Origin of the sequence: Rhizobium sp. 9140, from assembly GCF_900067135.1 — a bacterium.
Lineage (GTDB): Bacteria > Pseudomonadota > Alphaproteobacteria > Rhizobiales > Rhizobiaceae > Ferranicluibacter.
Map to the genome: position 1 here is coordinate 1904277 of NZ_FJUR01000001.1, position 25284 is coordinate 1929560.

General features: G+C 63.7%; 24 protein-coding genes. 10 read left to right on the top strand and 14 right to left on the bottom strand.

The annotated features are described in order from the left end of the window. Window positions 1-140: 140 nt before the first annotated feature. From rplI to GA0004734_RS08925, 5 genes are all read right to left on the bottom strand, one after another. Complete coding sequence (gene rplI, locus GA0004734_RS08905) at window positions 141-716, bottom strand: 50S ribosomal protein L9 (RefSeq protein ID WP_092933036.1); 576 nt, start codon at window positions 714-716, stop codon at window positions 141-143. Between the two features lie 36 nt (window positions 717-752). Beyond that, entirely contained in the window at window positions 753-1739 is a 987-nt protein-coding gene (locus GA0004734_RS08910) for a DUF2232 domain-containing protein (RefSeq protein WP_092933038.1), read from the bottom strand. A gap of 156 nt (window positions 1740-1895) precedes the next feature. Beyond that, entirely contained in the window at window positions 1896-2144 is a 249-nt protein-coding gene (gene rpsR / locus GA0004734_RS08915) for a 30S ribosomal protein S18 (protein ID WP_062468866.1), read from the bottom strand. A 20-nt stretch (window positions 2145-2164) separates the two neighbouring features. Beyond that, window positions 2165-2605, bottom strand: coding sequence for a 30S ribosomal protein S6 (rpsF, locus tag GA0004734_RS08920; RefSeq protein ID WP_092933040.1), 441 nt, complete (start codon window positions 2603-2605; stop codon window positions 2165-2167). A gap of 297 nt (window positions 2606-2902) precedes the next feature. Next, window positions 2903-3946, bottom strand: a complete 1044-nt coding sequence (locus GA0004734_RS08925) for an aldo/keto reductase (RefSeq protein WP_092933042.1) — start codon at window positions 3944-3946, stop codon at window positions 2903-2905. A 291-nt stretch (window positions 3947-4237) separates the two neighbouring features. On the opposite strand from GA0004734_RS08925, the gene fabD reads away from it, so the two are divergent. The 7 genes from fabD to gmk all read left to right on the top strand — a co-directional run bounded on the left by fabD (window position 4238) and on the right by gmk (window position 11382). Beyond that, complete coding sequence (gene fabD, locus GA0004734_RS08930) at window positions 4238-5179, top strand: ACP S-malonyltransferase (protein ID WP_092933044.1); 942 nt, start codon at window positions 4238-4240, stop codon at window positions 5177-5179. Window positions 5180-5258: 79 nt separating this feature from the next. Beyond that, window positions 5259-5996: a 3-oxoacyl-[acyl-carrier-protein] reductase gene (gene fabG / locus GA0004734_RS08935; RefSeq protein WP_062594962.1), complete on the top strand. Its 738-nt coding sequence runs from the start codon at window positions 5259-5261 to the stop codon at window positions 5994-5996. Between the two features lie 347 nt (window positions 5997-6343). After that, window positions 6344-6580 (top strand): acyl carrier protein, encoded by a 237-nt coding sequence (locus GA0004734_RS08940; RefSeq protein WP_062468856.1) that lies wholly within the window; start codon window positions 6344-6346, stop codon window positions 6578-6580. Between the two features lie 253 nt (window positions 6581-6833). Continuing rightward, a complete protein-coding gene (fabF, locus tag GA0004734_RS08945) occupies window positions 6834-8093 on the top strand; it encodes a beta-ketoacyl-ACP synthase II (RefSeq protein WP_092933045.1) in 1260 nt (419 codons plus the stop codon). Window positions 8094-8447: 354 nt separating this feature from the next. Continuing rightward, window positions 8448-9647 (top strand): endolytic transglycosylase MltG, encoded by a 1200-nt coding sequence (mltG, locus tag GA0004734_RS08950; RefSeq protein ID WP_092933047.1) that lies wholly within the window; start codon window positions 8448-8450, stop codon window positions 9645-9647. Between the two features lie 173 nt (window positions 9648-9820). After that, window positions 9821-10708, top strand: a complete 888-nt coding sequence (locus GA0004734_RS08955; RefSeq protein WP_092933049.1) for a YicC/YloC family endoribonuclease — start codon at window positions 9821-9823, stop codon at window positions 10706-10708. Between the two features lie 2 nt (window positions 10709-10710). Further along, window positions 10711-11382, top strand: coding sequence for a guanylate kinase (gene gmk / locus GA0004734_RS08960; protein ID WP_092933051.1), 672 nt, complete (start codon window positions 10711-10713; stop codon window positions 11380-11382). Window positions 11383-11424: 42 nt separating this feature from the next. Here gmk and rsmA read toward each other — a convergent pair whose 3' ends face one another. The 6 genes from rsmA to lptF all read right to left on the bottom strand — a co-directional run bounded on the left by rsmA (window position 11425) and on the right by lptF (window position 19069). Continuing rightward, window positions 11425-12264 (bottom strand): 16S rRNA (adenine(1518)-N(6)/adenine(1519)-N(6))-dimethyltransferase RsmA, encoded by an 840-nt coding sequence (rsmA, locus tag GA0004734_RS08965; protein ID WP_092933053.1) that lies wholly within the window; start codon window positions 12262-12264, stop codon window positions 11425-11427. Continuing rightward, window positions 12264-13316 carry a 4-hydroxythreonine-4-phosphate dehydrogenase PdxA gene (pdxA, locus tag GA0004734_RS08970; protein WP_092933055.1) on the bottom strand — a complete coding sequence of 351 codons (1053 nt, stop codon included), beginning with the start codon at window positions 13314-13316 and terminating at the stop codon, window positions 12264-12266. Before pdxA ends, rsmA begins: the two co-directional genes overlap by 1 nt. 10 nt (window positions 13317-13326) lie before the next feature. Further along, entirely contained in the window at window positions 13327-14292 is a 966-nt protein-coding gene (locus GA0004734_RS08975) for a peptidylprolyl isomerase (protein WP_245292380.1), read from the bottom strand. Between the two features lie 193 nt (window positions 14293-14485). Beyond that, the gene (locus GA0004734_RS08980) at window positions 14486-16819 is read right to left on the bottom strand and encodes an LPS-assembly protein LptD (protein ID WP_092933057.1); all 2334 of its coding nucleotides are present in this window, start codon (window positions 16817-16819) and stop codon (window positions 14486-14488) included. After that, a complete protein-coding gene (lptG, locus tag GA0004734_RS08985; protein WP_092933059.1) occupies window positions 16819-17895 on the bottom strand; it encodes an LPS export ABC transporter permease LptG in 1077 nt (358 codons plus the stop codon). Before lptG ends, GA0004734_RS08980 begins: the two co-directional genes overlap by 1 nt. Window positions 17896-17899: 4 nt before the next feature. Beyond that, a complete protein-coding gene (gene lptF / locus GA0004734_RS08990) occupies window positions 17900-19069 on the bottom strand; it encodes an LPS export ABC transporter permease LptF (RefSeq protein WP_092936100.1) in 1170 nt (389 codons plus the stop codon). Between the two features lie 408 nt (window positions 19070-19477). Here lptF and GA0004734_RS08995 point away from each other — a divergent pair, with 408 nt between their 5' ends. Genes GA0004734_RS08995 through GA0004734_RS09005 form a run of 3 tightly spaced genes read left to right on the top strand, consistent with a single transcriptional unit; the run spans window position 19478 to window position 21896 of the window. Further along, window positions 19478-20956, top strand: coding sequence for a leucyl aminopeptidase (locus GA0004734_RS08995; protein WP_348626096.1), 1479 nt, complete (start codon window positions 19478-19480; stop codon window positions 20954-20956). A gap of 29 nt (window positions 20957-20985) precedes the next feature. Next, complete coding sequence (locus tag GA0004734_RS09000) at window positions 20986-21447, top strand: DNA polymerase III subunit chi (RefSeq protein WP_092933063.1); 462 nt, start codon at window positions 20986-20988, stop codon at window positions 21445-21447. After that, complete coding sequence (locus tag GA0004734_RS09005; RefSeq protein WP_092933065.1) at window positions 21444-21896, top strand: OsmC family protein; 453 nt, start codon at window positions 21444-21446, stop codon at window positions 21894-21896. The genes GA0004734_RS09000 and GA0004734_RS09005 overlap by 4 nt, the downstream gene beginning before the upstream one ends. A 117-nt stretch (window positions 21897-22013) precedes the next feature. Here the strand turns inward: GA0004734_RS09005 and GA0004734_RS09010 are convergent, their stop codons facing one another. The 3 genes from GA0004734_RS09010 to GA0004734_RS09020 form a co-directional block, all read right to left on the bottom strand. Then, on the bottom strand, window positions 22014-22925 hold the full coding sequence (locus GA0004734_RS09010) for a hypothetical protein (RefSeq protein WP_092933067.1): 912 nt from the start codon (window positions 22923-22925) through the stop codon (window positions 22014-22016). 239 nt (window positions 22926-23164) lie between these two features. Then, the gene (tldD, locus tag GA0004734_RS09015; RefSeq protein ID WP_092933069.1) at window positions 23165-24580 is read right to left on the bottom strand and encodes a metalloprotease TldD; all 1416 of its coding nucleotides are present in this window, start codon (window positions 24578-24580) and stop codon (window positions 23165-23167) included. A gap of 82 nt (window positions 24581-24662) precedes the next feature. Further along, on the bottom strand, window positions 24663-25205 hold the full coding sequence (locus GA0004734_RS09020; RefSeq protein WP_092933071.1) for an invasion associated locus B family protein: 543 nt from the start codon (window positions 25203-25205) through the stop codon (window positions 24663-24665). Window positions 25206-25284: the final 79 nt, after the last annotated feature.

Sequence of the window (25284 nt, forward strand, 5' to 3'; positions counted from 1 at the left end):
CCGGAGAGGGCGAAGGGTTGCCCGACACCAGAACCTGGCATTGATGAACCGGAAGCCGTATGAGACGGCATGGCTGAAACGACAAAGGCCCCGGAGCGGCGAACGCTCCGGGGCCTTTGTCGTCAATCGATCGCGACGGCTTATTCTTCGTCGTTGTCGAATTCTGCTTCCGGGTTGAAGAAGTCTTCCGGACGCAGGGCATCTTCGTCGACGCCGTAGATAGCGTCGGCAGAGTTGAGGTTTTCGCCCTTGGCCTGGCGCTCGGCTTCATCGGCCGAACGGGCAACGTTCATCGTGACCGTGATTTCGACTTCGGCATGCAGGTGGATCTTCACCGGATGCAGACCGATCGACTTGATCGGGTTGTTCAGATCGACCTGGTTACGGCCGACGTTGAAGCCTTCGGCGGCAAGCACTTCGGCAACGTCGCGCGCCGCGACAGAACCGTAGAGCTGGCCGGTTTCGCCGGCGGAGCGAACGACGTTGAAGCTCTTGCCGTCGAGCTGTTCGGCGACCGTCTGGGCTTCCGACTTGCGCTCGAGGTTACGGGCTTCGAGCGTTGCGCGCTCGCTCTCGAAACGGGCCTTGTTGGCAGCGTTGGCGCGCAGCGCCTTGCCGAGCGGCAGCAGGTAGTTACGGGCAAAGCCGTCCTTGACCTTGACCGTTTCGCCCATCTGGCCGAGCTTGGCGACGCGTTCGAGAAGAATGACATCCATTGTATTGTCCTTTCAGGTATCGGTTGTCTGGAATGGTTATTCAGGCGTCTTTCCCGTCGGCTTCTGCCCAGGTGTTTTCTGGGCGGGAGACAGCGCGATCGCTCGGCGTGTATCCATGAGGCCGGACAGGAGGAAGAAGAAAGCGGGAATGGTGAACAGCAGCACCGAGAGGTAGCCGAGCCAAAGGACCGGCAGCCGCCAGGACTTGCCCCGGGTCCGAAAATGGAAGACGGCAAAGCCCGAAAGCAGGAAGCCGGCGCCGAACGTGCCGCAGACGAGGGCGCCCACGGCACCCACGGAGCCGCCGGCAAATGTCAGTACCAGCCCGCCGAGAAAGGCGAAGATGGCGAAGCGATGCATCCGCAACGTCGAGGGGATATCCTCGCGGGGACGCAGGCTGCGACCGGAGATCTGCACGATCCGTGTTGCGGTGTAATAGGCTGCAAACAGCATCAGCACCCAGAGCGCGCCCTGAACCATCGGAAGCGCGACGCTGAACACCGCCTTGATCTGCGCGAGAGCGGCGGGATCAGGATTGTAGGTCGGCTCCTGGCTCTTCAGCGCTTCAATAACGATATCGACCATGCCGGCCGCCGTTTCCGTGCTGTAGCCGAGCACGACGCCGATGATCAGCATGCCTCCGGCAACGAGCCCGGCCAGATGGGTCAGGATATCCGAGAGCGGATACCATGCCATCGCATCGTCAGGTCCGCCGATCTCGCTGGCCGGCCGCGCAAGGTTTGCCAGATGCGACAGCCATGCGGCGGGGATGAGCGTGACGACGAGGATGAGCAGGGCGAAATAGGGAGAGACGGCGATAGCCGCAAGGAAACCTGCAACGACGACCGCGACGATGGCCGCGACATTGCCCCAGCCAAGCCCTGCGATCAGGATCGGCAGTGCGGAGGCGGCATAGAGAACAATAGCGAGGGAGGAAGGCGTGGTTGCGCCGAATGACAGGAACGCGGCGGTAACGCCGGCCAGAATGCCGGTGAGCAACGATGTCCTGTCGATGGCTGTCACGTTTCGCTGTCCTGCTCTTCGGCAGTTAGAGGAGGGTCGATACCCGTCCCCAACATGGGTTTGATCGCTCGAAAACGATCGTTCCGATCCGCGCCCATCGCGGAAGGGAGAACGCGGCCGATCGAGACCGGCCGCCTTCGTCAATCAGAGCCTGACTTACGAAAGAACGTAAGGCAGGAGGCCGAGGAAGCGGGCGCGCTTGATGGCCTGGGCCAGTTCGCGCTGCTTCTTCTGGGAGACGGCGGTGATGCGCGACGGTACGATCTTGCCACGCTCGGAAATGTAGCGCTGCAGGAGGCGTACGTCCTTGTAGTCGATCCGCGGAGCGTTTGCGCCCGAGAAGGGGCACGTCTTGCGGCGGCGATGGAAGGGGCGGCGTGCCGGAGCGGAGGAGATATCAGCCATTGTCTATAATCCCTTCGAACTTAAACGCGGTCTTCGCGCGGACGGCGCGGACGATCTTCGCGGTCACCATCACGGCGCGGACGGTCGCCGAAGCCACGGTCCGGACGATCGCCATCACGGCGGGGACGGTCGTCGCGGTCACGCTTCTGCATCATGGCGGACGGGCCGTCTTCATGCTTTTCGACAGCGATGGTCATGTAACGAAGAACGTCTTCGTTGATGCGCATCTGGCGCTCGACTTCGTGGACGGCCGGTGCCGGAGCATCGATATCCATGAGGACGTAGTGAGCCTTGCGGTTCTTGGCGATACGGTAGGTGAGGGACTTGAGGCCCCAGTTTTCCACCCGGCCGACCTTGCCGCCATTGGCTTCGATCACACCCTTGTACTGTTCGACGAGGGCTTCGACCTGCTGTGCGGACACGTCCTGGCGGGCCAGGAACACATGTTCATAGAGAGCCATGATTGGCTTACCTTTCTTGCGTTTAACGTCACCCGGCAACGGCGCTAAGCCTCAACGACTGTTCTTAAAGACGCGCGAGGCATCGGCAAGAAAGTGTTGTTTCGAGACGGTCGAGAGCGGAGACACGGGAGGCTGGACCCCTTCAGGATCCCGACAGGCACTACAAGAGCGCCGGCCCTCCGTTCAGCCACCAGCCAGATTGACCGGGTGTTTCGAACAGGGCGGCTTATACGCGGATTCTCCGGGATTGCAAGACCCGGAGCGCGAAACACCCGTATCGAGAGCGCGATATGCCGATCAGATCGGCATCGGATAGAGGCGGTGGATCCGGCGAATGCCGTTGACCAGTTCCGGTGTCAGCGCCAGATCGGCGGCACCAAGATTGATCTTCAGCTGCTCCATCGTCGTCGCGCCGATGATGGCGGATGTCGTGAAGGGGCGCGAGAGCACGAAGGCGAGCGCCAGCTGAGACGGGTCGATCCCGTGGTCGCGGGCAAGCGCCACATAGGCCTCGACCGCCGGCTCCTGATGCGGTGTAAACCGACCGCCGAGATCGCCGTTGATCGACAGGCGACTGCCATCCGGCCGCGATCCGCCGATATATTTGCCGGACAGCAGCCCGGCAGCAAGCGGCGAATATGCGAGAAGCCCGACCGATTCGTGATGCGACAGCTCGGCAAAATCGAGATCGTGCGGACGATAGAGAAGGTTGTACTCGTTCTGCACGGAGGCGACGCGCGGCAGGCCGTGGCGCTCGGCGAGATCGATCAGCTTTTGCGTGCCCCACACCGTATCGTTTGACACGCCGATCGCCCGGATCTTCCCGGCCTTCACCTGTGCATCCAGCGCATGCAGCAGCGCGCCGAGATCCTCGACCACCTTGTCGGTGTCCTGCTTGCTCGGATCGTAGCTCCAGGCGTTGCGGAAGTGATAATGTCCCCGGTTCGGCCAGTGCAGCTGGTAGAGGTCGACATGGTCGGTCTGCAATCGCTCAAGGCTGGCGTCGAGCGCCGTCACGATGCCGTCGGCCGTCATAGGGCCGCCGCCGCGAATGTAATTGCGGCCCGATCCGGCGATCTTGGTCGCGAGCACGATCCGGTCGCGGTTGCCGCGCTCCGCCATCCAGTTCCCGATGATCCGTTCGGTGCCGCCATAGGTCGCTTCCGACAGCGGCGTCGTCGGGTAGAGTTCCGCCGTATCGATGAAGTTCACCCCGGCTTCGACAGAGGCGTCGAGCTGGGCGAAAGCCTCGTCCTGCGTGTTCTGCGATCCCCACGTCATGGTCCCCAGGCAAATGGTGGAGACCTCGATGCCGGTGCGGCCGAGTTGTTTGTACTGCATGAAGGAATGACCTTGTCGAACGAGACCGGAGACCCGGCCCCTTGTGATCTATGAAGAGGGGTGATCCATGAAGAAGGGTGATCCACGAAAGAGGGTGATCCGCGAAAGAGGCTGGCGCCCTGCTGCGACGCAACATAATCGGCATCGGCACAAGGTCAAGCGCTTCGGGAGACGCATCGGGGCCTCGCGGAGCCTTCACGAGGTCGTGCTTGCCCGCCGCCATTTCCCCTATCTCCTTGACTCGCCCGCCCTTAATGTGAATGGAGAAGCCAAAAATTCAGGAGGTTCGTCATGGCGATCGCATTTACGTTTCCGGGACAGGGCAGCCAGGCGGTTGGCATGGGGCGCGATCTCGCGGAGGCTTTTCCCGAAGCGTCGGCCGTTTTCGCCGAGGTCGATGATGCTCTGGGCGAGAAGCTTTCGGATGTCATGTGGAACGGCCCGGAAGATCGGCTGACGCTGACGGCCAATGCCCAGCCGGCGCTGATGGCCGTCTCGGTCGCTGCCGTCAGGGTTCTGGAAGCTCGCGGGCTCGATCTTGCCAAACACGTCCAGTTCGTTGCCGGTCACTCTCTCGGCGAATATTCGGCTCTCTGTGCTGCCGGCACCTTTTCACTTGCCGATACCGCACGCCTGCTGCGGATTCGCGGCAATGCCATGCAGGCGGCTGTGCCTGTGGGCGAGGGCGCGATGGCTGCGATCATCGGGCTCGATCATGACGCCGTCCAGGCACTCTGTGCCGACATGTTGGAGATCGGCCCGTGCCAGATCGCCAACGACAATGGCGGCGGGCAGATCGTGATTTCCGGCGACCGGCAAGCCGTGGAAAAGGCCGCAAAGCAGGCCAGCGAGAACGGTGCGAAGCGTGCCATCATTCTGCCTGTATCCGCGCCGTTTCATTCTGCTCTGATGGCGCCTGCGGCGGATGCCATGCGGCAGGCGCTGGCAACCGTGGAACGCCACGATCCTGTCGTGCCATTGATAGCCAACGTGCGTGCCGCTCCCGTCACCTCGGCTGACGAGATCGTCGATCTCTTGGTCGAGCAGGTAACGGGGCAGGTGCGCTGGCGCGAAACCGTGGAGTGGTTCGGTGCAAACGGAGTCACGACGCTTTACGAGGTCGGCTCCGGCAAGGTCCTGACCGGGCTTGCCCGTCGCATCGACAAATCCGTCACGGGGCTCGCAGTCAATTCGCCGGCCGATATTGAAGCCGTTCTCGCGGCCGTGCTGTAAACGCTCGCGGTTGCGGGCAATTGATCTCGAACTGCGGCTGGACGGTCGCCTCGGGAACTGAAGATAAAGGAAGATGATCATGCTCGACCTGACAGGCCGTAAAGCCTTGGTGACCGGCGCCTCCGGCGGCATCGGTGAAGAGATTGCCCGTATCCTGCACGCGCAGGGCGCGACCGTCGGTCTGCACGGCACGCGCGTCGAAAAGCTCGAAGAACTTGGCAATGCGCTCGGCGAGCGCGTGCACCTGTTCCCGGCCAACCTGTCGGATCGGGATGCTGTTAAGGCGCTGGGAGAGAAGGCGGAAAGCGAACTCGGCGGCGTCGATATTCTCGTCAACAATGCCGGTATCACCAAGGACGGCCTGTTCGTCCGCATGAGCGATGCCGACTGGGACGCCGTGCTGGAAGTCAATCTGACCGCCGTGTTCCGGCTGACCCGAGAGTTGACCCATCCTATGATGCGCCGCCGCCATGGCCGCATCATCAACATCACCTCCATCGTCGGCGTCACCGGCAATCCCGGGCAGGCCAACTACTGCGCCGCCAAGGCCGGCATGATCGGCTTTTCGAAATCGCTCGCACAGGAAATCGCGACCCGCAACGTGACGGTCAACTGCGTCGCGCCGGGTTTCATCGAAAGCGCGATGACCGGCAAGCTGAACGACAAGCAGAAAGACGCGATCATGGGCGCCATCCCCATGAAGCGCATGGGTACCGGTGCGGAGGTGGCCAGCGCAGTCGCCTATCTCGCCTCCAACGAGGCGGCCTACGTCACGGGCCAGACGATCCACGTCAATGGCGGCATGGCGATGATCTGAGTCGGGTACGGGGAGGCTGTTCGCAAGCGGCAGGATCGGTCCTAAATGCTTGTTGAGCAAGGGTTGCCGCCCCAAATTCGGACTTTGCGCGGCCGTTAAACCGTGTTAATCGGGCCGTAGTGGTCTGGACGGCGCGGGGCTTTCGCCCTTCGCCGGACGGTCCGAACGGATCACGGAGAAGACGCGGATGCCGGCTCGCTGGAGCCCGTCCGAGCCCTCCCGGTTTGAAAGCCGGGCTCTCCGGTTTGAAAGATTGCCGGTTGAACCGCAGTGGTTTAACAGGCTTTGGCAAGGGAACGCTCTCGGGCGTCCCTGATAAAGAGAAAACGAAGGTCGAGGAATCCGACATGAGCGACATCGCAGAACGCGTAAAGAAAATTGTCATTGATCATCTTGGCGTCGATGCCGAAAAGGTAACTGAAGGCGCAAGCTTCATCGACGATCTCGGCGCGGACTCGCTCGACACGGTCGAACTGGTCATGGCCTTCGAAGAAGAATTCGGCGTTGAAATTCCGGACGACGCTGCCGATTCGATCCTGACCGTTGGCGACGCCGTCAAGTTCATCGAGAAGGCCCAGGCTTAATCGCCTCGTCTGAACGAACGGGTGCGGCGGGCGCGAAAGCAGCCCGCCCGCTCATCCCGGTGACGCCGGTTCTGGTCCTGCCAGGAGACCGGTCTGTTCATCCGGACCTGGAAGAGCCCTCGGGCGGCCCGAAATGTGGCTGCAGCCATCGGGGCAGACGCGACGAGGTCCCGCCGCGGGACCGGCTCCGTCGGCCGGCAGCGACCATTCGCGCCGGAGCATATCGAGACCTTACGAGGATGGATCGCGGTTCATGAGACGTGTCGTTATCACCGGTACCGGCATGGTATCGCCGCTGGGTTGCGGAACGGAAGCCAGCTGGGCGAGACTGATCGCCGGCGACAACGCCGCCCGCACCGTAACCGAGTTCGACGTTTCGGATCTCCCGGCCAAGATCGCCTGCCGCATTCCTTTCGGCGATGGTTCCAACGGCACGTTCAACGCCGATGACTGGATGGAGCCGAAAGAGCAGCGCAAGGTCGATCCCTTCATCATCTACGCCATGGCTGCGGCCGATATGGCGCTGAACGACGCGGACTGGCATCCCAAGACAGACGACGACCAGATCGCCACCGGCGTGATGATCGGCTCCGGCATCGGTGGTCTCGAAGGCATCGTCGAGGGCGGCTACACGCTACGCGACAAAGGCCCGCGCCGCGTTTCGCCTTTCTTCATTCCCGGTCGCCTGATCAACCTCGCCTCGGGCCAGGTATCGATTCGCCACAAGCTGCGCGGTCCCAATCACTCCGTTGTGACCGCCTGTTCGACCGGCGCGCACGCCATTGGCGATGCCGCGCGGCTGATCGCACTCGGCGATGCCGACGTCATGGTTGCCGGCGGCACGGAATCACCGATCTCCCGCATCGCGCTGGCCGGCTTTGCCGCCTGCAAGGCGCTCTCGACCCAGCACAACGACGATCCGACCAAGGCCTCGCGCCCTTATGACAAGGACCGTGACGGCTTCGTCATGGGTGAGGGTGCCGGCATCGTCGTTCTGGAAGAACTCGAGCATGCCAAGGCGCGGGGCGCGAAGATCTATGCCGAGATCGTCGGCTACGGTCTCTCCGGCGATGCGTTCCACATCACCGCGCCCTCCGAGGACGGCGACGGCGCCTATCGCTGTATGAAGATGGCGCTGAAGCGCGCGGGCTTGCAGCCCTCCGATATCGACTACATCAATGCACACGGCACCTCGACCATGGCCGACACGATCGAGCTTGGCGCCGTCGAGCGGGTCGTCGGCGACAGTGCATCCGGCATCTCCATGTCCTCGACCAAGTCGGCGATCGGGCACCTGCTGGGGGCTGCCGGCTCCGTCGAGGCGATCTTCTGCGCACTCGCCATTCGCGATAATATCGCGCCGCCGACGCTCAATCTGGACAACCCCTCCGTCGAGACGGCCATCGATCTCGTTCCGCATACGGCGCGCAAGAAGACGATCGATGTGGCGCTGTCGAACTCCTTCGGTTTCGGCGGCACCAATGCCACGCTGGTCATCCAGCGTTACGCCTGAGGCCCTCGCGCAGACGTGATCGCAGACCCGTGGCGGGTAACGGACGATATTGTCCGGTCGCCGCGCTCCGGTCCTGTTTTTCGCCGCAATGCTCGTCTCAAAACAGCGCCCTGATCCATCGCTTTCGACCACCATCAAGGACTTGGTTGGAAGCAGATGGTTGTCAGGTTGACGCACTGCATGTCGGTGTCGTCTTTTGGCGAGAGACATGGTAGGGGTGGCCACGCTCGCGCAAGGCGGCCCCGTCAGGCTGGCGGTCTGTCTCGATCGTTTTTTCGCTGTCCCGAACCTCTTCCGGAGTTCGCATCGGGAAGCGGGGCGTGCAGGATTGCGAACTCCGGATGCAGGACAGGCGTGAACGACGGACAAGAAAACAGCACGGCTCCGAGCGGCCGGAACGAGGGCGGCACCAAGGGGCCGATCATTCCGAAATCGCCGATCGAGGCTCTGCGCCCGGAAAAGGTTCCGCAGCCCCCCAGGCGCTCGCGCAAGGCGCGCAGCCAGGTGGTCATCTTCCTCAACTTCCTGATGACGGTCATCGTCGTGCTGACGCTGGCGGCCGCCGGCACGGCCTACTACGCCATGACCGCCTATGAGGCACGGGGACCGCTTGTCGCCAACAGCAATTTCATCGTGCGCAACGGCGCCGGCATTGCCGAGATCGCATCGAGCCTGGAGCGCAACCAAATCGTCTCCGACGGCCGTGTCTTCCGCTTCATGTCGGAAGCCTATCTGGATGACGAGACCCTGAAGGCGGGCGAGTACGAGATCAAGGCGGGTGCCTCGATGCAGGAGATCATGGAACTCCTGAAGTCTGGCAAGTCGATCCTCTATTCCGCCTCGCTGCCTGAAGGGCTCACCGTCAAGCAGATGTTCCGCAAGCTGCAGGACGATCCGATTCTCGAAGGCGACCTGCCGGCGAACCTTCCGGCCGAGGGTACGTTGCGCCCCGATACCTACAAGTTCTCTCGCGGCACCAAGCGCGCCGAGATCGTCGCCCAGGCGACAGCCGCCCAGAAGACCATCGTCGATCAGATCTGGGCGAAGCGTGACCCGAAGTTGCCGATCAAGACGCGGGAGGAGTTCGTGACGCTCGCCTCGATCGTAGAGAAGGAAACCGGCATCGCCGACGAGCGCTCGCGCGTCGCCTCTGTCTTCCTCAACCGTCTCGACAAGGGCATGCGCCTGCAGTCCGATCCGACGATCATCTACGGTATCTTCGGCGGAGAGGGGAAGCCAGCGGATCGCCCGATCCTGCGGTCCGACCTCGAGAAGAAGACGCCTTACAATACCTATGTCATCAAGGGCCTGCCCCCGACGCCGATCGCCAATCCGGGCCGGGCAGCGCTCGAAGCTGTCGCCAATCCCTCGCGTACCGCCGATCTCTACTTCGTGGCGGACGGCACGGGCGGCCACGTCTTTGCGACCACGCTCGACGATCACAACGCCAATGTCCGGCGCTGGCGAAAGCTGGAAGCGGAGAAGGCCAGTGCTGCCAAGGCGGCCGGCGCGGTTCCGCCCGCAGACGCCGCAGAGGCGCCTGTCCAGAACTAAGTCTCCCCCAGGCCTTCCAAGCCTTACAATTGGCCCGGCCCCGGCACGTCACCTTGTGGATGACGCGCCGGGGCCGGGCTCGCTTTCGCAATAGGCCTTGCGGGCGCCGTCGTTGCGGCCTTAAACAGAACGCTCGCTTGTCCCCGAGGCGTATTCCCCAAGGAGTCCCCCCCATGCCCTTGCAGTCCATGACGGGATTTGCCCGCCGCGAGGGTACGTCCGGCCGCAGCCGCTGGGCCTGGGAATTGCGCTCGGTCAACGGCAAGGGTCTCGACGTGAAGCTGCGCCTGCCCGGTGGGCTCGAAGCGCTGGATGCCGATATACGGCGGCGGATCGCCGCGCGCTTCTCGCGCGGCAACATGCAGGTCGGCCTCAGCCTCAATGCCGGGGAAACGCAGATCCAGACGACCATCAACCAGACGGCGCTCGCCTCCCTCCTGTCGCTGCGCGAGCAGTTGCGCGACGTGATCGACACCGCGCCATTGAAGCTCGATACGCTGCTCGCCATCCGCGGCGTGATCGACTTCAAGGAGCCGGAAGAGAGCGAGGCCGACAAGGCGGCACGGGAAACGGCCGTCCTTGAGGGCCTCGACCTCGCACTCGCAGATCTCGCCGCAATGCGTGAAAGCGAAGGCGCAGCGCTCGAACAGGTGCTCCTGGCGCAAATCGGCGAGATGGAAACGCTGCTGACCACGATCGAAGCCGATCCGTCGCGGACGCCCTCGGCCATCGCCGCAAGGCTCGTCCAGCAGATCGACTGGCTGACGAGCCACGCCGCCGCGCTCGACCGCGACCGCCTGCATGCGGAAACGGCGCTGCTGGCGGCCAAGGCGGACGTACGCGAGGAAATCGACCGGCTGCGGGCGCATATTGCGGCCGCCCGCGCGCTTCTGTCCAAAGGCGGCCCCATCGGCCGCAAGCTCGACTTTCTTTGCCAGGAATTTAACCGGGAAACCAATACGATCTGTTCGAAGTCCACCTCCGCCGCCGTCACGGCCGCAGGCGTCGACCTCAAGGTCGTCATCGACCAGTTCCGCGAACAGGTCCAGAATCTGGAGTAATGATGAGACCCGCCGAAACACCCACGAAGGCTTCAACGATTGCACGCCGGGGCCTGATGCTCGTCATCTCCTCGCCGTCCGGCGCCGGCAAGTCCACCATCGCCCGCAATCTGCTGGAGGCCGATCCGGAGATGAGCATCTCCGTCAGCGTTACCACGCGCAAGCGCCGCCCGAGCGAGATCGACGGCCGTCACTATCACTTCAAGTCGATCCGCGAGTTCGAGGGCCTGCGCCAGACGGAAGCCCTGCTGGAATGGGCCGAGGTTCACGGCAACTTCTACGGCACGCCGCGCGATGCGGTGGAGGAGGCGATGTCGGAAGGCCGCGACATGCTGTTCGACATCGACTGGCAGGGCGCCCAGCAGCTTCAGGACAAGATGTCCGGCGACGTCGTGTCGATCTTCATCCTGCCGCCGACCATGGCGGAGCTTCAGTCCCGCCTGCATCGCCGCGCCGAGGATACGGACGAGGTCATCGCCACGCGCCTCGCCAATTCCCGCGCCGAGATCGAGCACTGGCTGGAATACGACTATATCGTCGTCAACGAGGATCTGGACACGGCCTTTGCTGCCGTGCGCGCCATCGTCGAAGCCGAACGCCTCCGCCGCGACCGCCGCCCCGGTCTGTTCGAATATGTGCAGGGCTTGCTGACGGAAACGCCGAAGCTTGTCTGAATGCTCTACCGGAGGCGCGGGGATTGCGCGTCTCGAACGCGCTTAAAGGCAGTTGGCCAGCCGGCAGAATTCCTCGACCGACAATGTCTCGGCCCGCCGCTTCGGGTCGATCTCTGCCTTGGCAAGCAGCGCTTCCCCGCCAAGCGATTTGACGCTCTGGCGCAGCATCTTGCGTCTCTGGCCGAAGGCGGCCTGCGTCACGCGTTCCAGTGCTTCGATCCGGCAGGGGGTGGGGGTTTCGCGCGGCTCCAGATGCACGACGGTCGAGGTGACCTTGGGGGGCGGCGTGAAGGCCTGTGGCGGCACGTCGAAGGCCATGCGGGCATCGGTACGCCAGCCGGCGAGAACGCCAAGCCGGCCATAATGGTCGTTCGTCTCGTCCGCCACGATCCGCAGGCCCACCTCGCGCTGGAACATCAGCGTCATCGAGGCGTAGAACGGCGGCCAGACGTCCGATGTCAGCCAGTTGACCAGAAGCTGCGTGCCGACATTGTAGGGGAGGTTGGCGATGATGCGGATCGGGCCGTCAGCGCCCGACTGGCGCGCCAGCTCCGCGAAATCGATTTTCAGCGCGTCCCCCTCGATGACGTCCAGTCGGCCGGGATAATGATCGGAAATCTCGGCGAGCGCCGGCAGGCAGCGGCTGTCGCGTTCGATGGCGATCAGCTTGCGGACGCCGAGCGAGAGAATGGCGCGTGTCAGCCCGCCGGGGCCGGGGCCGACCTCGATCACGGTCGCATCTTCGAGCGGGCCGGCCGTCCGCGCGATCTTCTGCGTGAGATTGAGGTCGAGGAGGAAGTTCTGGCCGAGCGCCTTCCTGGCGTCCAGCCCGTGGCGCTGGATCACGTCGCGCAACGGCGGCAGTCCGTCGATGGCGGTCATCAGGAAGCGCTCTCGATTTTGGCCCGCTCGGTGTCGGCAAGCTCGCGCGCCATGCGCAGCGCCGCAACGAGGCTGTCCGCCCTCGCCACGTTTCGGCCATTCGCCCGCTGCCCGGCAATGCCGAAGGCGGTGCCATGGTCGGGCGAGGTGCGGATGAAGGGTAGACCGAGCGTGACGTTGACGCTGTCGTCGAAGCCCAGCGCCTTGGCCGGGATCAGCGCCTGATCGTGATACATGCAGAGCGCGACGTCGTAGGTCGCGCGCGCCCGGTCATGGAACATCGTGTCGGCGGGCAGGGGGCCGACAGCGTCGATCCCCTCGGCCTGAAGGCGTTCGACCACCGGGCGGATGATGGCGTCGTCCTCAAGCCCCAGCGCACCGCTCTCGCCGGCATGCGGGTTGAGCCCCGCGATCGCGAGCCGTGGTGCGGCGATGCCGAAGCGGGCCTTGAGGTCGGCTGCGGTGATGACGGCCGTCCGGTAGATAAGGTCCGCGGTCAGCAGACCCGGCACGTCCTTCAGGGGAATATGGATCGTCACCGGCACCGCTCGAAGCTTCGGGCCGGCCAGCATCATGATCGGCAGCAGCGGCTTGTTGCGCGCGACGCTGCCAAGTTCTGCCAGGAACTCGGTATGTCCGGGAAAGCGAAAGCCCGCCGCATAGAGCACGGATTTGGCGATCGGGTTGGTGACGACGGCGGCGGTCCGGGAGGCCAGCGTCATCTGTACGGCCGTCTGGATTGCCCCGATAACCGCCGGCGCGTTGGCGCTGTCAGCACGGCCCGCGATCACGGGCGCCGGACAGGCGATGGGGAGCACGGGAAGGCTCGTGGCGAAAAGACCTGCGGCCGAGCGGTGGTCTGCCTCGGCAATGGACACGTCGAGGCCGAGCAGGCGTGCCCGTTCGGCAAGAACCGCGGGATCACCGATGAAGAGGAAGGGAGCAAGCTCCAGCGCGTCGCGGCGCGTCCAGGCTTCCAGCGTGACGTCGAGCCCGATACCGGCCGGGTCGCCCATGGTCAGGGCCAGCGGCGCCCGGGTCTCGTCTGTCATGATGGTCCGGCTACTTCGTCAGGATCTGCGCGCGCTTGCGCAGTTCTTCCATGTATTTCACGCTGTTGGGGTCTTCGCCGCCCTTCTGCTTGCCGAGATCCTCGGCGCGGAAGACGACTTCGGCCGCCAGATCGTCGGAAACCTGCCGCTTCTTGCAGATGCCGAGATATTCGACCCCACGGTCTGTCACGCGGGTCGTGGTCGTCTTGCCATCGCCAGCCTTTTCGACCAGTGGACGCCAGTCCTCGGGAATTTCCTGCACCATCATGCGGCCGAGATTGCGGATGGAAACGTCGCGCATGGTCGCGGCAAAGGTCTTGGCATCGTCGCAACCCGGATAGGACGAGCGCGAGGCATTGGCTTCGGCCTGCCGCTTGCCCATGATGGCGTTACGCTTGGCAGCGGGAACAACGAAGATAACCTGCTGGAGGAAGTACTCGGTCGTCACCGGCTTGTTGCCGCCATTCTCCTGCATGCGGCGCACCAACTCCTCGTTGGAGAGACGCCCGCCGCCGCTGCCGAAGCGCAGGCGCACGGCCCGCGGCCAACTCATGGAGATCGCGACATAGGATTTGAAATGGTCAATGCCGACGCCGGCCTGGGCGAGAACCTGGGTAAGCTGCGCCACCGACAGCTTGTTTCCGGCGGCAAAACGCGCAACGGCCGCATCCACATCTTCGGTGCTGACGGACTGCTGGAGGCGCAGCACTTCGGCGCGCTTCAGCACTTCGTCGATCATCTGCTCGCGCGCGCCGGCCGAACTCTGCCGCTGCAGCTTGAGGAAGGCCGCGCGCTTGGCGATGTCACCGGTGGTGATCGGCGTTCCGTTGACGACGACGGCGACCGCGGTGCCCGCACCCGCTGCGGCAGCGGGCAGGGTGGTCGGCAGGCAGAGCACGCCGGCCAAGAGGCCCGCACGCAGAATACCTGCCGCCACTCGCAGTGAAGATCGCTTTTGCACGGTTCCGTTGCCCATCAGACATCCCCTTCAGAGCAAGCCGCACATTTTAACGGGCTCGCAACGCTCCATGAAGCGCCAAGCCTGCGGCTGCGCCTGTTTCCCGCTGGATGCATAAACCATGCGGCCGAATGATGACAAGCCCTCGATATCACTGAGCGTGGGCGCGAAACCGCGCACACGAGCCTGTTTTCCGTCACGAGGACCGTGGTCAGTCCAGCGCGTCGAACGAGCTGTCGCCGACATTGATGTCACCCAACGTGCGGAAGGAGATCCGCGCACCGATCGACCAGTCGTTGGCGAGCGACTGGTCCGGGTCGCGCTCGTTCTTGTAGACGAGCGAGAACAGCGTGTCCTGATCGTCATAAGTGACGCCGAGGCCGTTGCGGGTGACGAGGCTGTTGTTAATGTCGTAGGTGACGGAGCCGAACACCGACCAGTACTCGCGGAACCGCCAGGCGGCCGCCGTCTGGATTTCGTCCTGATCGTACGGCGAGCCGTAGGTCGGCTGTGCCTTGATGCTGGTATAGGTGATGGCTGTCTGCCAGGCGATGCCTTCATAGCCGACCGAGAAGTCCGTCCGGCGCAGGTCGAAATCCTCTTCGTCCAGCCGGCCGCTGAGGCTGGCCGTCAGGCCGGAGGGCGCATCGATACCGAACATGCCGACGTAGTCGGAGCGGTCGCTCTCAAGACCCGAATCGGCACCCACCTTCACGAGATCGTCGGTTGCGAACGAATTGACGCCGCCGAGATGGAAGGACTGGCCGACGATGCTGCGAACACCGTAGCCATTGCCGAGCGTGCCCGTATAGCGCATGCCGAGATTGGCGCGCGAGCCACCCTCGATGCGGTCGAAGCCCGAAAACTTGTCCCGCTCGAACAGGTTGGTCGCGTCGAACACGAAGCTCTGCGCGTCCTCATTCGGCAGGCTGCCCGGGTTGCTCTCGTCCGGACGAACATAGACCTGCGCGATCGGCTCGAAGATGTGACTGCTGTTGGCGGTCGCCATCAGGATCGGATAGCGTGCCTCGAGTCCGGCCGTCGCCATGCCGCGCGTCGAGGTGTCGTCGCCGTTATAGTCCCCGGTATAGGCGGGACCGGGATTGTCCATCGTCAGGCCGAGAATATCGCCGCGCGCCGCCAGAAGCGGCGTCAGCGACAGGCCGCCGGGGACGATGAAGGTCTTCTTCCACTCGGCTTCCGCCGTCAGGCGATGCGCCGTGCCTTCGAGACCCCGGAACCGGTCGACGCCGAACACGTCGACGGAGTCTTCCCGGTTGCGGTTGACGTTGGTCAGGTTGACGGTCGCGGAAAGCTCGCCGCCGGCCACAGCTTGCGGAGCGGTATAGTCATAGTCGAGAACCTGCGCGTAAGCCTGCTTGTTCTCGGCAACGCTGTCCGGATCGGCATCCTGAATATCGAAGTAGAAAGCGCGCAGGTCGAAGTAGTTTCGCTTGCCCAGACCCGTCAGATAGGCCTGGTTTGTATGCGTCGTGCCGTCGAACGTCGAGAGTTCATAGGTCTTGGCGAAGTTGTTGTCGCTCTGGACGAGGACATCCCAGCCGAACGACCAGCGCGGATTGATCTTGAAGTCGGCGCGCGAGCCAATGAGGCCGCGTTCCGTCTCCTGCGCGTCCACGGTTCCGTCCGTAAACGAGCTGCGATCCATCTGGCTGATGCCCGCCATGCGCAGGACGTGCTGCCCCGTCTCGAAGCGCTGGCGGAACTCGCCTTCCAGCAGGAAGCCTTGCCGTGTCAGGCCTGTCGCCGTCACGGTCGCATCCATGGTGGGCGAGATCGCCCAGTAATAGGGAACGCTGACGCCGGCACCCAGCTTCTGCGTGTAGCGGAACCGCGGGAACAGGAAGCCGCTCTTGCGCTTCACCGTGCCGTCGGGAACCTCCAGCACCGGCAGGTACAGAATCGGCTTGCCGAACAGTTCGAAGCGGGCGTTCTCCAGCCGCACGGTGTGCGTCTTGCCGTTCTGGATGATGCGCTGCGCCTTGATGTGCCAGAGCGAGCGGTAATCCGGATTGGTCGCACACGGCGTACAGGCCGTATAGACCGCCTGGTTCAGGATGATCTCGTCGCCATTGCGCCGCTCGCCGTTGACGGCGGCGAGCTTCGTCAGGTCGGTCGTCTCGACTCGCATCGTCTCGATGAAGCCATCGGCAAAATTGTCCGTGACGTCCATCTTCTCGGCATAGATCTTGTTGCCGGTCGGCTCGATCAGCTCGATCTGGCCGGTCGCGACGATTCGTCCGGTTTTCTGGCTATATTCAACCTGCTGGGCGACCATCTGATAGCCGCCGTAATTGATCTGCACGGCGCCGCGCACGATGACGCGTTCGGCGTCGCGATTGTACACGAGCTCGTTGGCCGACAGCACCATCTTGGCGTCGTCGGGCAGTTTCGGCGCAAGCGTCGTCGGCGCGGACTGGGCGAAGGCCGAACCGGACGTGCCTAGGGATACGGAAAGGCATGCAACGCTGGAAAGCAGTATGGCCGCCAGTAGCCTTGTATGATTGCGGTCACAGCCCGCCACTAGCCATCCTCCTGATGCAACAAAATCGTGGACCCCAGCGCCATCGCGACAACAACCGGCAACCAGGCTGCAACGAACGGAGGCAAGATGCCGCTGCTCCCGAATGCTCTGACCAGCACGGTCACGACATAAAGCACGAAGCCTGCCAGGATTCCACCGAGAATTACCGAGCGCGACTGGTGGAAGCGGCTGAATTTCAGCGACACGCTTGCGGCAATCAGCGTCATGGCGACGAGAAGAAGCGGCAGCGACAGCAGCGAATGAAGCTGGGTCTGCATGCCATAGGTCGGAAATCCGAAGGATTTCGCGATGGAAATTTTATGGGGAAGCTCGAAAAAGGGAATGGATTCAGCTTTGTCGAGCGATTCCTGAACGAATTCCGCACGGAGATTGGTCGGCAACCGTGCCGTTTCGAAACGCTTCGGCAGCACGCCGTTGCGCGTCTCGGTGACACCGTTAAGCAACCAATAACCATCTTCGAGTTTTGCGCTCTGCGCATCCTGTCGGAAGACGATGCGGCCCTGCTTGTCGAGGTGGATCACGGTGACGGTGACGAGCGTCCGGCCGTCGTCCTGCACGGCGCGGGCGCCGATGATGGTGTCGTCGTCACCATAGATCTGGCGCAGCCAGGGAATGGTCTTGGAGCCGCGTGACGACGAGCTTCCCCAGTTGGTCTCCAGAAGCTCGGCACTGCGCGATCCCCAGGCGGCGATCGGATTGAGAATGGCGACCGCAAGCGCGCCGAACAGCAGGGCGCCGAGCACGAAGGGCTGCAGAAACTGCCAGGCCGAGATGCCCGCCGCGCGCGTCACCACCAGCTCGTAGCGGCGGTTGAGCGCGATCAGCGTCACCATGCCGGCAAAAAGCGCGATGAAGGGCACGGTCTGCTGCATGATCATGGGAATGCGCATGGCCGTCATCAGCAGCGCGCCGCCGAGCGAATAGCCCGGCAGGTTCGACATGCGGTTGGAAAGTTCGCTGAAATCGATGATGAAGACGAGCGAGAACACGCCGATGAGGAACCAGCCGATCGTCACCATGAACCGGCGAAAGAAATAGATCTTGAGCGTGCTCATCGGATCAGCGCGCCTCCCGGTCGGAATTGCCGAAACGCAGCAGGCGGATCCGGCCGGTCAGGTCGCTGAACTTCTCCTGGAGGGTCCGGGGAATGACAAGCCGCTTGTTGCTCGCGAGCTGGCGAATGCACAGGAACGTCGTGATGGCGGGAATGACGTACATCAGCGGCACGAAGAACGGTTCTTCCTCCGCCCCGTTCGCCGCATAAAAGGTCATCCAGCGGAAGAGCAGCATCAAAAGCAGAGCGGTTGCCGTCGGGTGCAGGCGGGCTTCGCGATGCGAGCGCGCATCGCTGCTGACGACGAGGCCGATAAGCGCGAAGATGATCGGGAACGTCCACTCCGTCAGCCGGCGGTGCAGTTCCGCGACATAGGTCTGCGGACGGCGCTGGTAGTTGCTGTCCTCGGGGTCCGGGTGAAGGAGCGTCAAGAGATCCTGGTCCTGGGCGCGCAGGGTTGCAGCACCCACCTTGCGGGTCATTTCGGTGAGGTCGAAGGCGTAGCTGTCGAACTTGATGATGGAGACGCCGCCGTCGGGCAGCTTCCGGTGCACTTCGCCGTCCTTCATCACCAGCGCCGAGCTGTTCTCGTCCACCGCACCCTCGCGGGCATAGTAAACGAACTCGACGTTCGGATCGCGCGAATCGCCGACGAAGATGCCGGTAAGAACGCCACCGCCGCGCCGGCCGCCGATCTGGATGTAGAGCCCGTCGGCGATCTTGCGGAAGGTGTTCTCCTGCACGACCGAGGATAGAAGGTCGGCATTGGCGCTCGCGATCATCTGGCGCACTTCCTGGCGTACCACCGGCTCCAGAAAATTGTCCACGGTGAAGGACACCGCACTGACGGCGAGGGCGAGGCCCAGAATCGGACGCAGGATGATGCCGCGGCTTCCGCCGGCCGATTCGATCACCGTCAGTTCCGAATCGTTGTTCATCGTCGCCAAGGCCTGCGTGATGCCGATGGCGAGCGCGAACGGCAGGACGAGCGGGATGACGGTCGGCAGAATGAGCGTCGCAAGCTGCACGAAAGCACCGATCGACTGACCGGTATCGGTCACCAGATTGATGCGTTGCAGCGCCTGCGTGGTCCAGATGATGCCGAGAACAGGCAGCAGTGCCGACAGGAACATCTGCACGACACGCCGGAGAATATAGCTTTGGAGTATGGTCATCTCGGCCTGTTCCGGGCGCATGCCGGCGCGGACGGGTCCGTCCGGCGGGCTGCTCTGGCGCGTGAGCGCTGTTGGGCTTCGATCATCATCGGTATCGCAGTAGCCAAGTTACGGTGGGCCGGCAACGCTCACGCCGTCTTCGATGCTTAGATTTCCCCGCTTGGTGTCTTTTTGGTGACGCATCCGATCCGATGGCGCGCCCGGTGCGAGCGCTCATTTTTCCGGTCGGGAGACCGAGAATGGCGAAAAGTCCGCTGGTTTTGCTTGGTCTTTGCGTCCCGTCAGGCTAGGTCCATAACGAAGACGCGATGAACGTTTGACGACATCGCATCTGTGGAAAAACAGCTATAAAGACGGTGCCCGGCCGAGCGTCCGGGCGGCGGAAAGATCGGAGCGAAAATGGCCGGAATGTTCGAGATTGTCTTCAAGGCGCAGCGCAAGAAGACGGAAGGCACGGTCCTGTGCCTGATGGCTGCCGAGCACGAGGCCGCGGGTGCGGCGGCGGTCGATCCATCAGGCGTCATCGCCCGCGCGGCCAAGGCCGGAAAGTTCAAGGCGCGCGCCCTCTCGACGCTCGATATTCTCGCGCCCGAGGGCTCGCCCGCCGATCGCATCTTCCTTCTCGGGCTGGGCGATCCCAAGGCGCAGACCGCGCATGACTGGCTGAAGGCCGGTGGAACCGCAGCGGCGAAGCTGCGCGGCGCAGGCGACGCCACCGTGTTTCTGGACGCGCCTGGTGTCGAGATCACGCCGCGTGCGGCCGCCGATTTCGCGCTCGGCATGGAGCTGAACGCCTACCGCTTCGACAGCTATAAGACCAAGAAGAAGCCGGATGAGGAGCCGACGCCGCAGCGCACGAAGGTGACGATCATCACCGCGATCGCCGATGAGGCCAAAAAGGGGCTGGCGCTGTCGGAAGCCGTTTCCGAAGGCGTGTTCATCGCCCGCGATCTCGTCAACCTGCCGCCGAACGTGCTTGGCCCGATCGAATTCGCCGCCAAGGCGAAGGCGCTCGAGGACCTCGGCGTCGAGGTCGAGATCCTCGGCGAGAGCGAGATGAAGGACCTGGGCATGGGCGCGCTTCTGAGCGTCGCTCAAGGCTCCGCGCGTCCGCCGCGCCTCGTGGTGATGCGCTGGAACGGCGGCGCGAAGAAGGATAAGCCCGTCGCCTTCATCGGCAAGGGTGTCGTGTTCGATTCGGGCGGCATCTCCATCAAGCCGGGTGCCGGCATGGAGGACATGAAAGGCGATATGGGCGGAGCCGCCGCCGTCACCGGCCTCATGCATGTCCTCGCCGCGCGCAAGGCCAAGGCGAACGTCGTCGGCATCATCGGCCTCGTCGAGAACATGCCGGACGGCAATGCCTATCGCCCGGGCGATATCGTCACCTCCATGTCGGGCCAGACGATCGAGATCATTAACACCGATGCCGAAGGCCGCCTCGTGCTCTGCGATGCGCTCTGGTATTGCAACGAGCGCTTCCAGCCACGCTTCATGATCAACCTCGCCACGCTGACGGGGGCGATCCTCGTGGCGCTCGGCGGCCATCAGGCGGGCCTGTTCTGCAACGACGACACGCTCGCCACCGAGATCACACAGGCGGGTCTCCTCACGCAGGAGCGCGTCTGGCGCATGCCGCTCGGTCCGGAATACGACAAGATGATCGACAGCAAGTTCGCCGACATGAAGAATACCGGCGGCCGGCACGCCGGCTCGATCACCGCAGCGCAGTTCCTCAAGCGCTTCGTCAAGGATACGCCCTGGGCGCATCTCGATATCGCCGGCACGGCGATGGGGTCGCCGAACGACGAGATCAACCAGTCCTGGGCGTCCGGCTATGGCGTTCGCCTGCTGAACGAGCTGGTCCGCGCCCACTACGAAGGCTGATCGCAAGCATTGAGAGGCATGAACCCGACGTGACGGACATCCTGTTCTATCACCTGACCGAATCGAAGCTGGAGGATGCCCTGCCGCCGCTGGTCGACAAGAGTGTCGAGCGCGGCTGGCGGGTCGTCGTCCAGACGGCCGACGAGGAACGGCGCGACAGGCTGGACGATCACCTCTGGACCTGGCGGGAGGACAGCTTCCTCCCGCACGCGACCGACGATGGCCCCCATGCAGCGGTTTCGCCGGAAAACCAGCCGGTCTTGCTGACCACGGGCGCAGGCAACCCCAACAACGCGACAGTCCGCTTTTTGGTGGACGGCGCCGTTCCTCCCGATCTCGCCCCTTACGACCGCGTCGTCTTCATGTTTGATGGCTACGACCAGCCACAACTCGAAGGCGCGCGCGCGCAGTGGAAGCGGCTGAAGGGCGAGGGCCACGCGCTCACCTACTGGCAGCAGAGCAGCGAGGGACGCTGGGAGAAGAAGGCATGACGGATGGCGCGGGAGAGGCCGGGCCGCCGCCATTGAAGGCTCGCATTCGACCGACAGGCGTTACGGCGACCGTCGGGCGCACGGGCTTTCCGCGACTGACCAGCGTCACGGGCGGCACGCTCGACATCGTCACCGGCGCCTCGCAACCCGGCTTCAACCCCATCGACCTTCTCTACGCCTCGCTCTCCGCCTGCCTCGTGCTCAGCGCGCGAATCGCCGCCAGCCGCATGGGCATCCTTGGCGGGATCACCGGCATTCGGGCTGACGTCACGGGTGAAAAATCGAAGGAGGAGCCGAGCAGAATCATCCGCTTCGACATCGTGTTCACGTTTACGGGCGATCTGGATGCAGCCACGCGCCGGCATCTGGCGGAGGCGGCAGAAGAGATCTGCACCGTCAGCAACACGCTGAAAGGTGATGCTCTGTTCGACATTCGCGTCGCGGACTGAGCGTCAGGGCTTTTCGGGATTTATGCGCTTCGTGCCCGGAGCTTTTTCATCTCACATCAATGACATAGAAACAGGCCGCTTTCGCGGCCTGTTTCAAATTTATCTCCATGAGAAATTTTAACGACGAATATAAAGGTTGTCGTCGTCGCGCTGGCGACCGCCAAGCGCCGCGCCGATGCCGGCGCAGATCGCGCCGATGAGGAGCGACATGGCGCCGATAAGGGCGGTGGTCGCGCTCGCCTTGCGGGCCGTCTCTGCGGCATCTGCCGCTGCGGTCTTCGCATCCTCGATGCTCTTCAGCACGCTATCGACGCGGCTGTTGGCATCGGCTTCGGACAGGCCGGTTCGGGCGGCGATCAGCTGCGAGAGGTAGGTCCGATCGCCTTCCGAGATTGAGCCGGTCGTCGCGCCGTTCATCAGGATGCGTGACACCTCGGAGGTTACATCCGTGCCGTTCGGGCCTGCCTGCACGGTGCGTGGATCGGCCGGGCGCAGCAGCGTATCGACGAAGTAGGACGTCGCATTGCTGGCGCTATCAGAGGTGGCCGCAGCGCCGGCCGTCGTCGCGGCCGCGGTGCCGGTCAGCGAAGCCGCAGCCTGAACGCCGGTGCCGATGGTCGAGGAGACGACCGAACCGAGCAAGCCTGCTGCGACCAGGGTCGCGATGGCCCAGGCGAGAATGCCATGCGCGGTATCGCGAAAGAACGCTTCGTCATTGTGGATCCCGCTCCATTTGGTGCGCAGCCGACCGGTCATGTAGCCCCCAAAGGCCGAAGACAGCCACTGCACGATGACAAGCCACACTGCAGCCGAAACCGCGAAGGTCGTGACCGAGGGGCCATCGCCGCCGAAGGGCGTTGCAAGGCTGAGGCCAAGGCCGGAGCCGAGGAGAGTAAGAAGCAGCGTCAGCGCCGACGCGGCGACGGCGCCCGCGAAGATGGCGCCCCAGCTAACAGCGGATTTTGCGGATTCGGCCGAGGATACGGAGGCCGCCGCCGCGGGAATGGCGGCGGTGAGTGGCTTTGCCATCCCTCTCTCCCTAGCGCACGAACAGCATGATCAGGATGATGATCGGGATCGGAATCCCAAGCAGCCAGAGAAGAATTCCGCGTCCCATGATGTCTCTCCTTCGATGGCCGGACGCACTGTCCGGCTTTGACCACCGTCAACGAGGCGAGGAGAGAAAGGTTCCGCGACTTCAGGCGAGAAGGTCGCGCCTTCCGACTGAAATGAAACGCTTTTTTAGCCGAATGAAGAAGGGCTGCGAATCAGGCCTGTGTGCCGCCGACGGTCATGTCGTTCATGCGCAGGTGCGGCTGGCCGACGCCCACGGGCACCCACTGTCCGCCCTTGCCGCAATTGCCCATGCCTGTGTCGAGCTGCATATCGTTGCCGATCATGGTGATGCGCTTCATGGCATCAGGGCCGTTGCCGATCAGCATGGCGCCTTTCACCGGCGCGCCGACCTTGCCGTTCTCGATGAGATAAGCCTCCGTGCAGCCGAACACGAACTTGCCGGAGGTGATGTCCACCTGGCCGCCGCCGAACGACACGGCATAGATGCCCCGTTTGACAGAGGCGATGATCTCTTCCGGCGTCTTGTCGCCCGCCAGCATGTAGGTGTTGGTCATACGCGGCATCGGCACGTGGGAGTAGGACTCGCGCCGTCCATTACCGGTCGCCTTCATGCCCATCAGGCGCGCGTTCTGCCGGTCCTGCATGTAGCCGACCAGCTTTCCATCGTCGATCAGCACGTTATAGGCCGAGGGCGTGCCTTCGTCGTCCACGGTCAGCGATCCACGGCGGGATTCGATCGTCCCGTCATCCACCACCGTCACGCCCTTTGCCGCCACCTGCTCGCCGATCAGGCCGGCGAAGGCGGAGGTCTTCTTGCGGTTGAAGTCGCCTTCGAGCCCATGGCCGACGGCCTCATGCAGCATCACGCCCGGCCATCCCGACGACAGCACCACATCCATGGTGCCGGCCGGCGTGTCGATCGCCTCGAGATTGACGAGCGCCTGCCGCAGCGCCTCGTCGGCGCCGTAGCGCCAGGTCTCGCTCGTGATGAGGTCGCCGAAGCCGCGCCGCCCGCCGAAGCCAAAGGAGCCGCTCTCCTGTTTGTCGCCCTCGCCGACGACGACGGAAACATTCACCCGCGTCATCGGCCGGATGTCCTGCACATGCTCGCCATCGGCGCGCAGGATATCGACCACCTGCCAGCTGGCAGCAATGGACGCCGTCACCTGCCGGACCTTCGGGTCTTTCGCCCTAACATAGGCGTCGATTTCCGACAGCAACGCAACCTTCGCCTCGAAGCTCGGCTCGCCGATGGGGTTCTCGTCGCCATAAAGCTTGCGGTTGGTCTTCTGTGGCGCGGCCGCATAGGTGCCGGCATAGCCGCGCGTGACGGCGGAAACGGCGTCGGACGCGCGCTTCAGCGCCGCCAGCGAGAGATCGCCGGAGTGGGCATAGCCCACCGCCTCGCCAGCCACCGCGCGCAGGCCAAAACCCTGGTCCGTATTGAAGCTGCCACCTTTCAGGCGGCCATTGTCGAAGGAGAGCGATTCCGACTGGATATGCTCCATGAACAGCTCGCCATCGTCGGCCCCCTGCAGCGTCTGCGCAAGGATGCGCCGCACCGCCGCCTCGTCGCCGTCGAACAGGGTGATGAGGTCGGTGTTCATGTCTGGCACTCCGTCAGGTCAGTGAAGCCGCTATGTAGGCGCGCGCCGAGTGAGGGGCAAGGCGGAAACCCCGTGGGAACCCTTAAGGCAGCGCGTCATAACCTTCGCCGAAGCCCTTGAGATCGACCGGAATGCCGATGCCTTCCTCAGGCGACTGGAAGACGATGAAGGTCGCCGTCGCGCCCGAGCGGAAGGTCTTCAGCAACTCTTCCTCCAGCACCACCTCGGCATAGCAGCCGTCCGAAAAGCAGCGCACGAAGTAGGCCCGGCCGATATCCTTGCCGTCGACGTTCAGCCCGAGACCATTCGGGAGCAGCACGCCGAGCGGCGCGAGAACGCGCAGGATCTTCGCCTTTCGGTCGGCGGTCTTTAGCACCACCACGGAAAGGCCGACCTCCGGCCGGTCCTCGGCGATCACGTTCTGCATCAGCGCGCACTGTTCGGCCGAAGCCCCGGCCGGCTGGTCGCAGACGATGGACCATGCGCCATGGTTCGACTTGACGGTGCCGGGGGCCGCAGGCGTCTGCTGTTGCGCGACGGCGGAGACGGGCAGAAGCCCCAAAGGCAGTGCCAGAGCGAGCGCGGCTCCGATGATCGACGGGCGAAAAAGCAGGGACAGGCCCATGAAAACCTCAAAATACCGAATCAGTCCGGCTATTCTTGAAGGGCCGGCCTGGAAATGAAAACCCCCGAAGGGGCGCGTG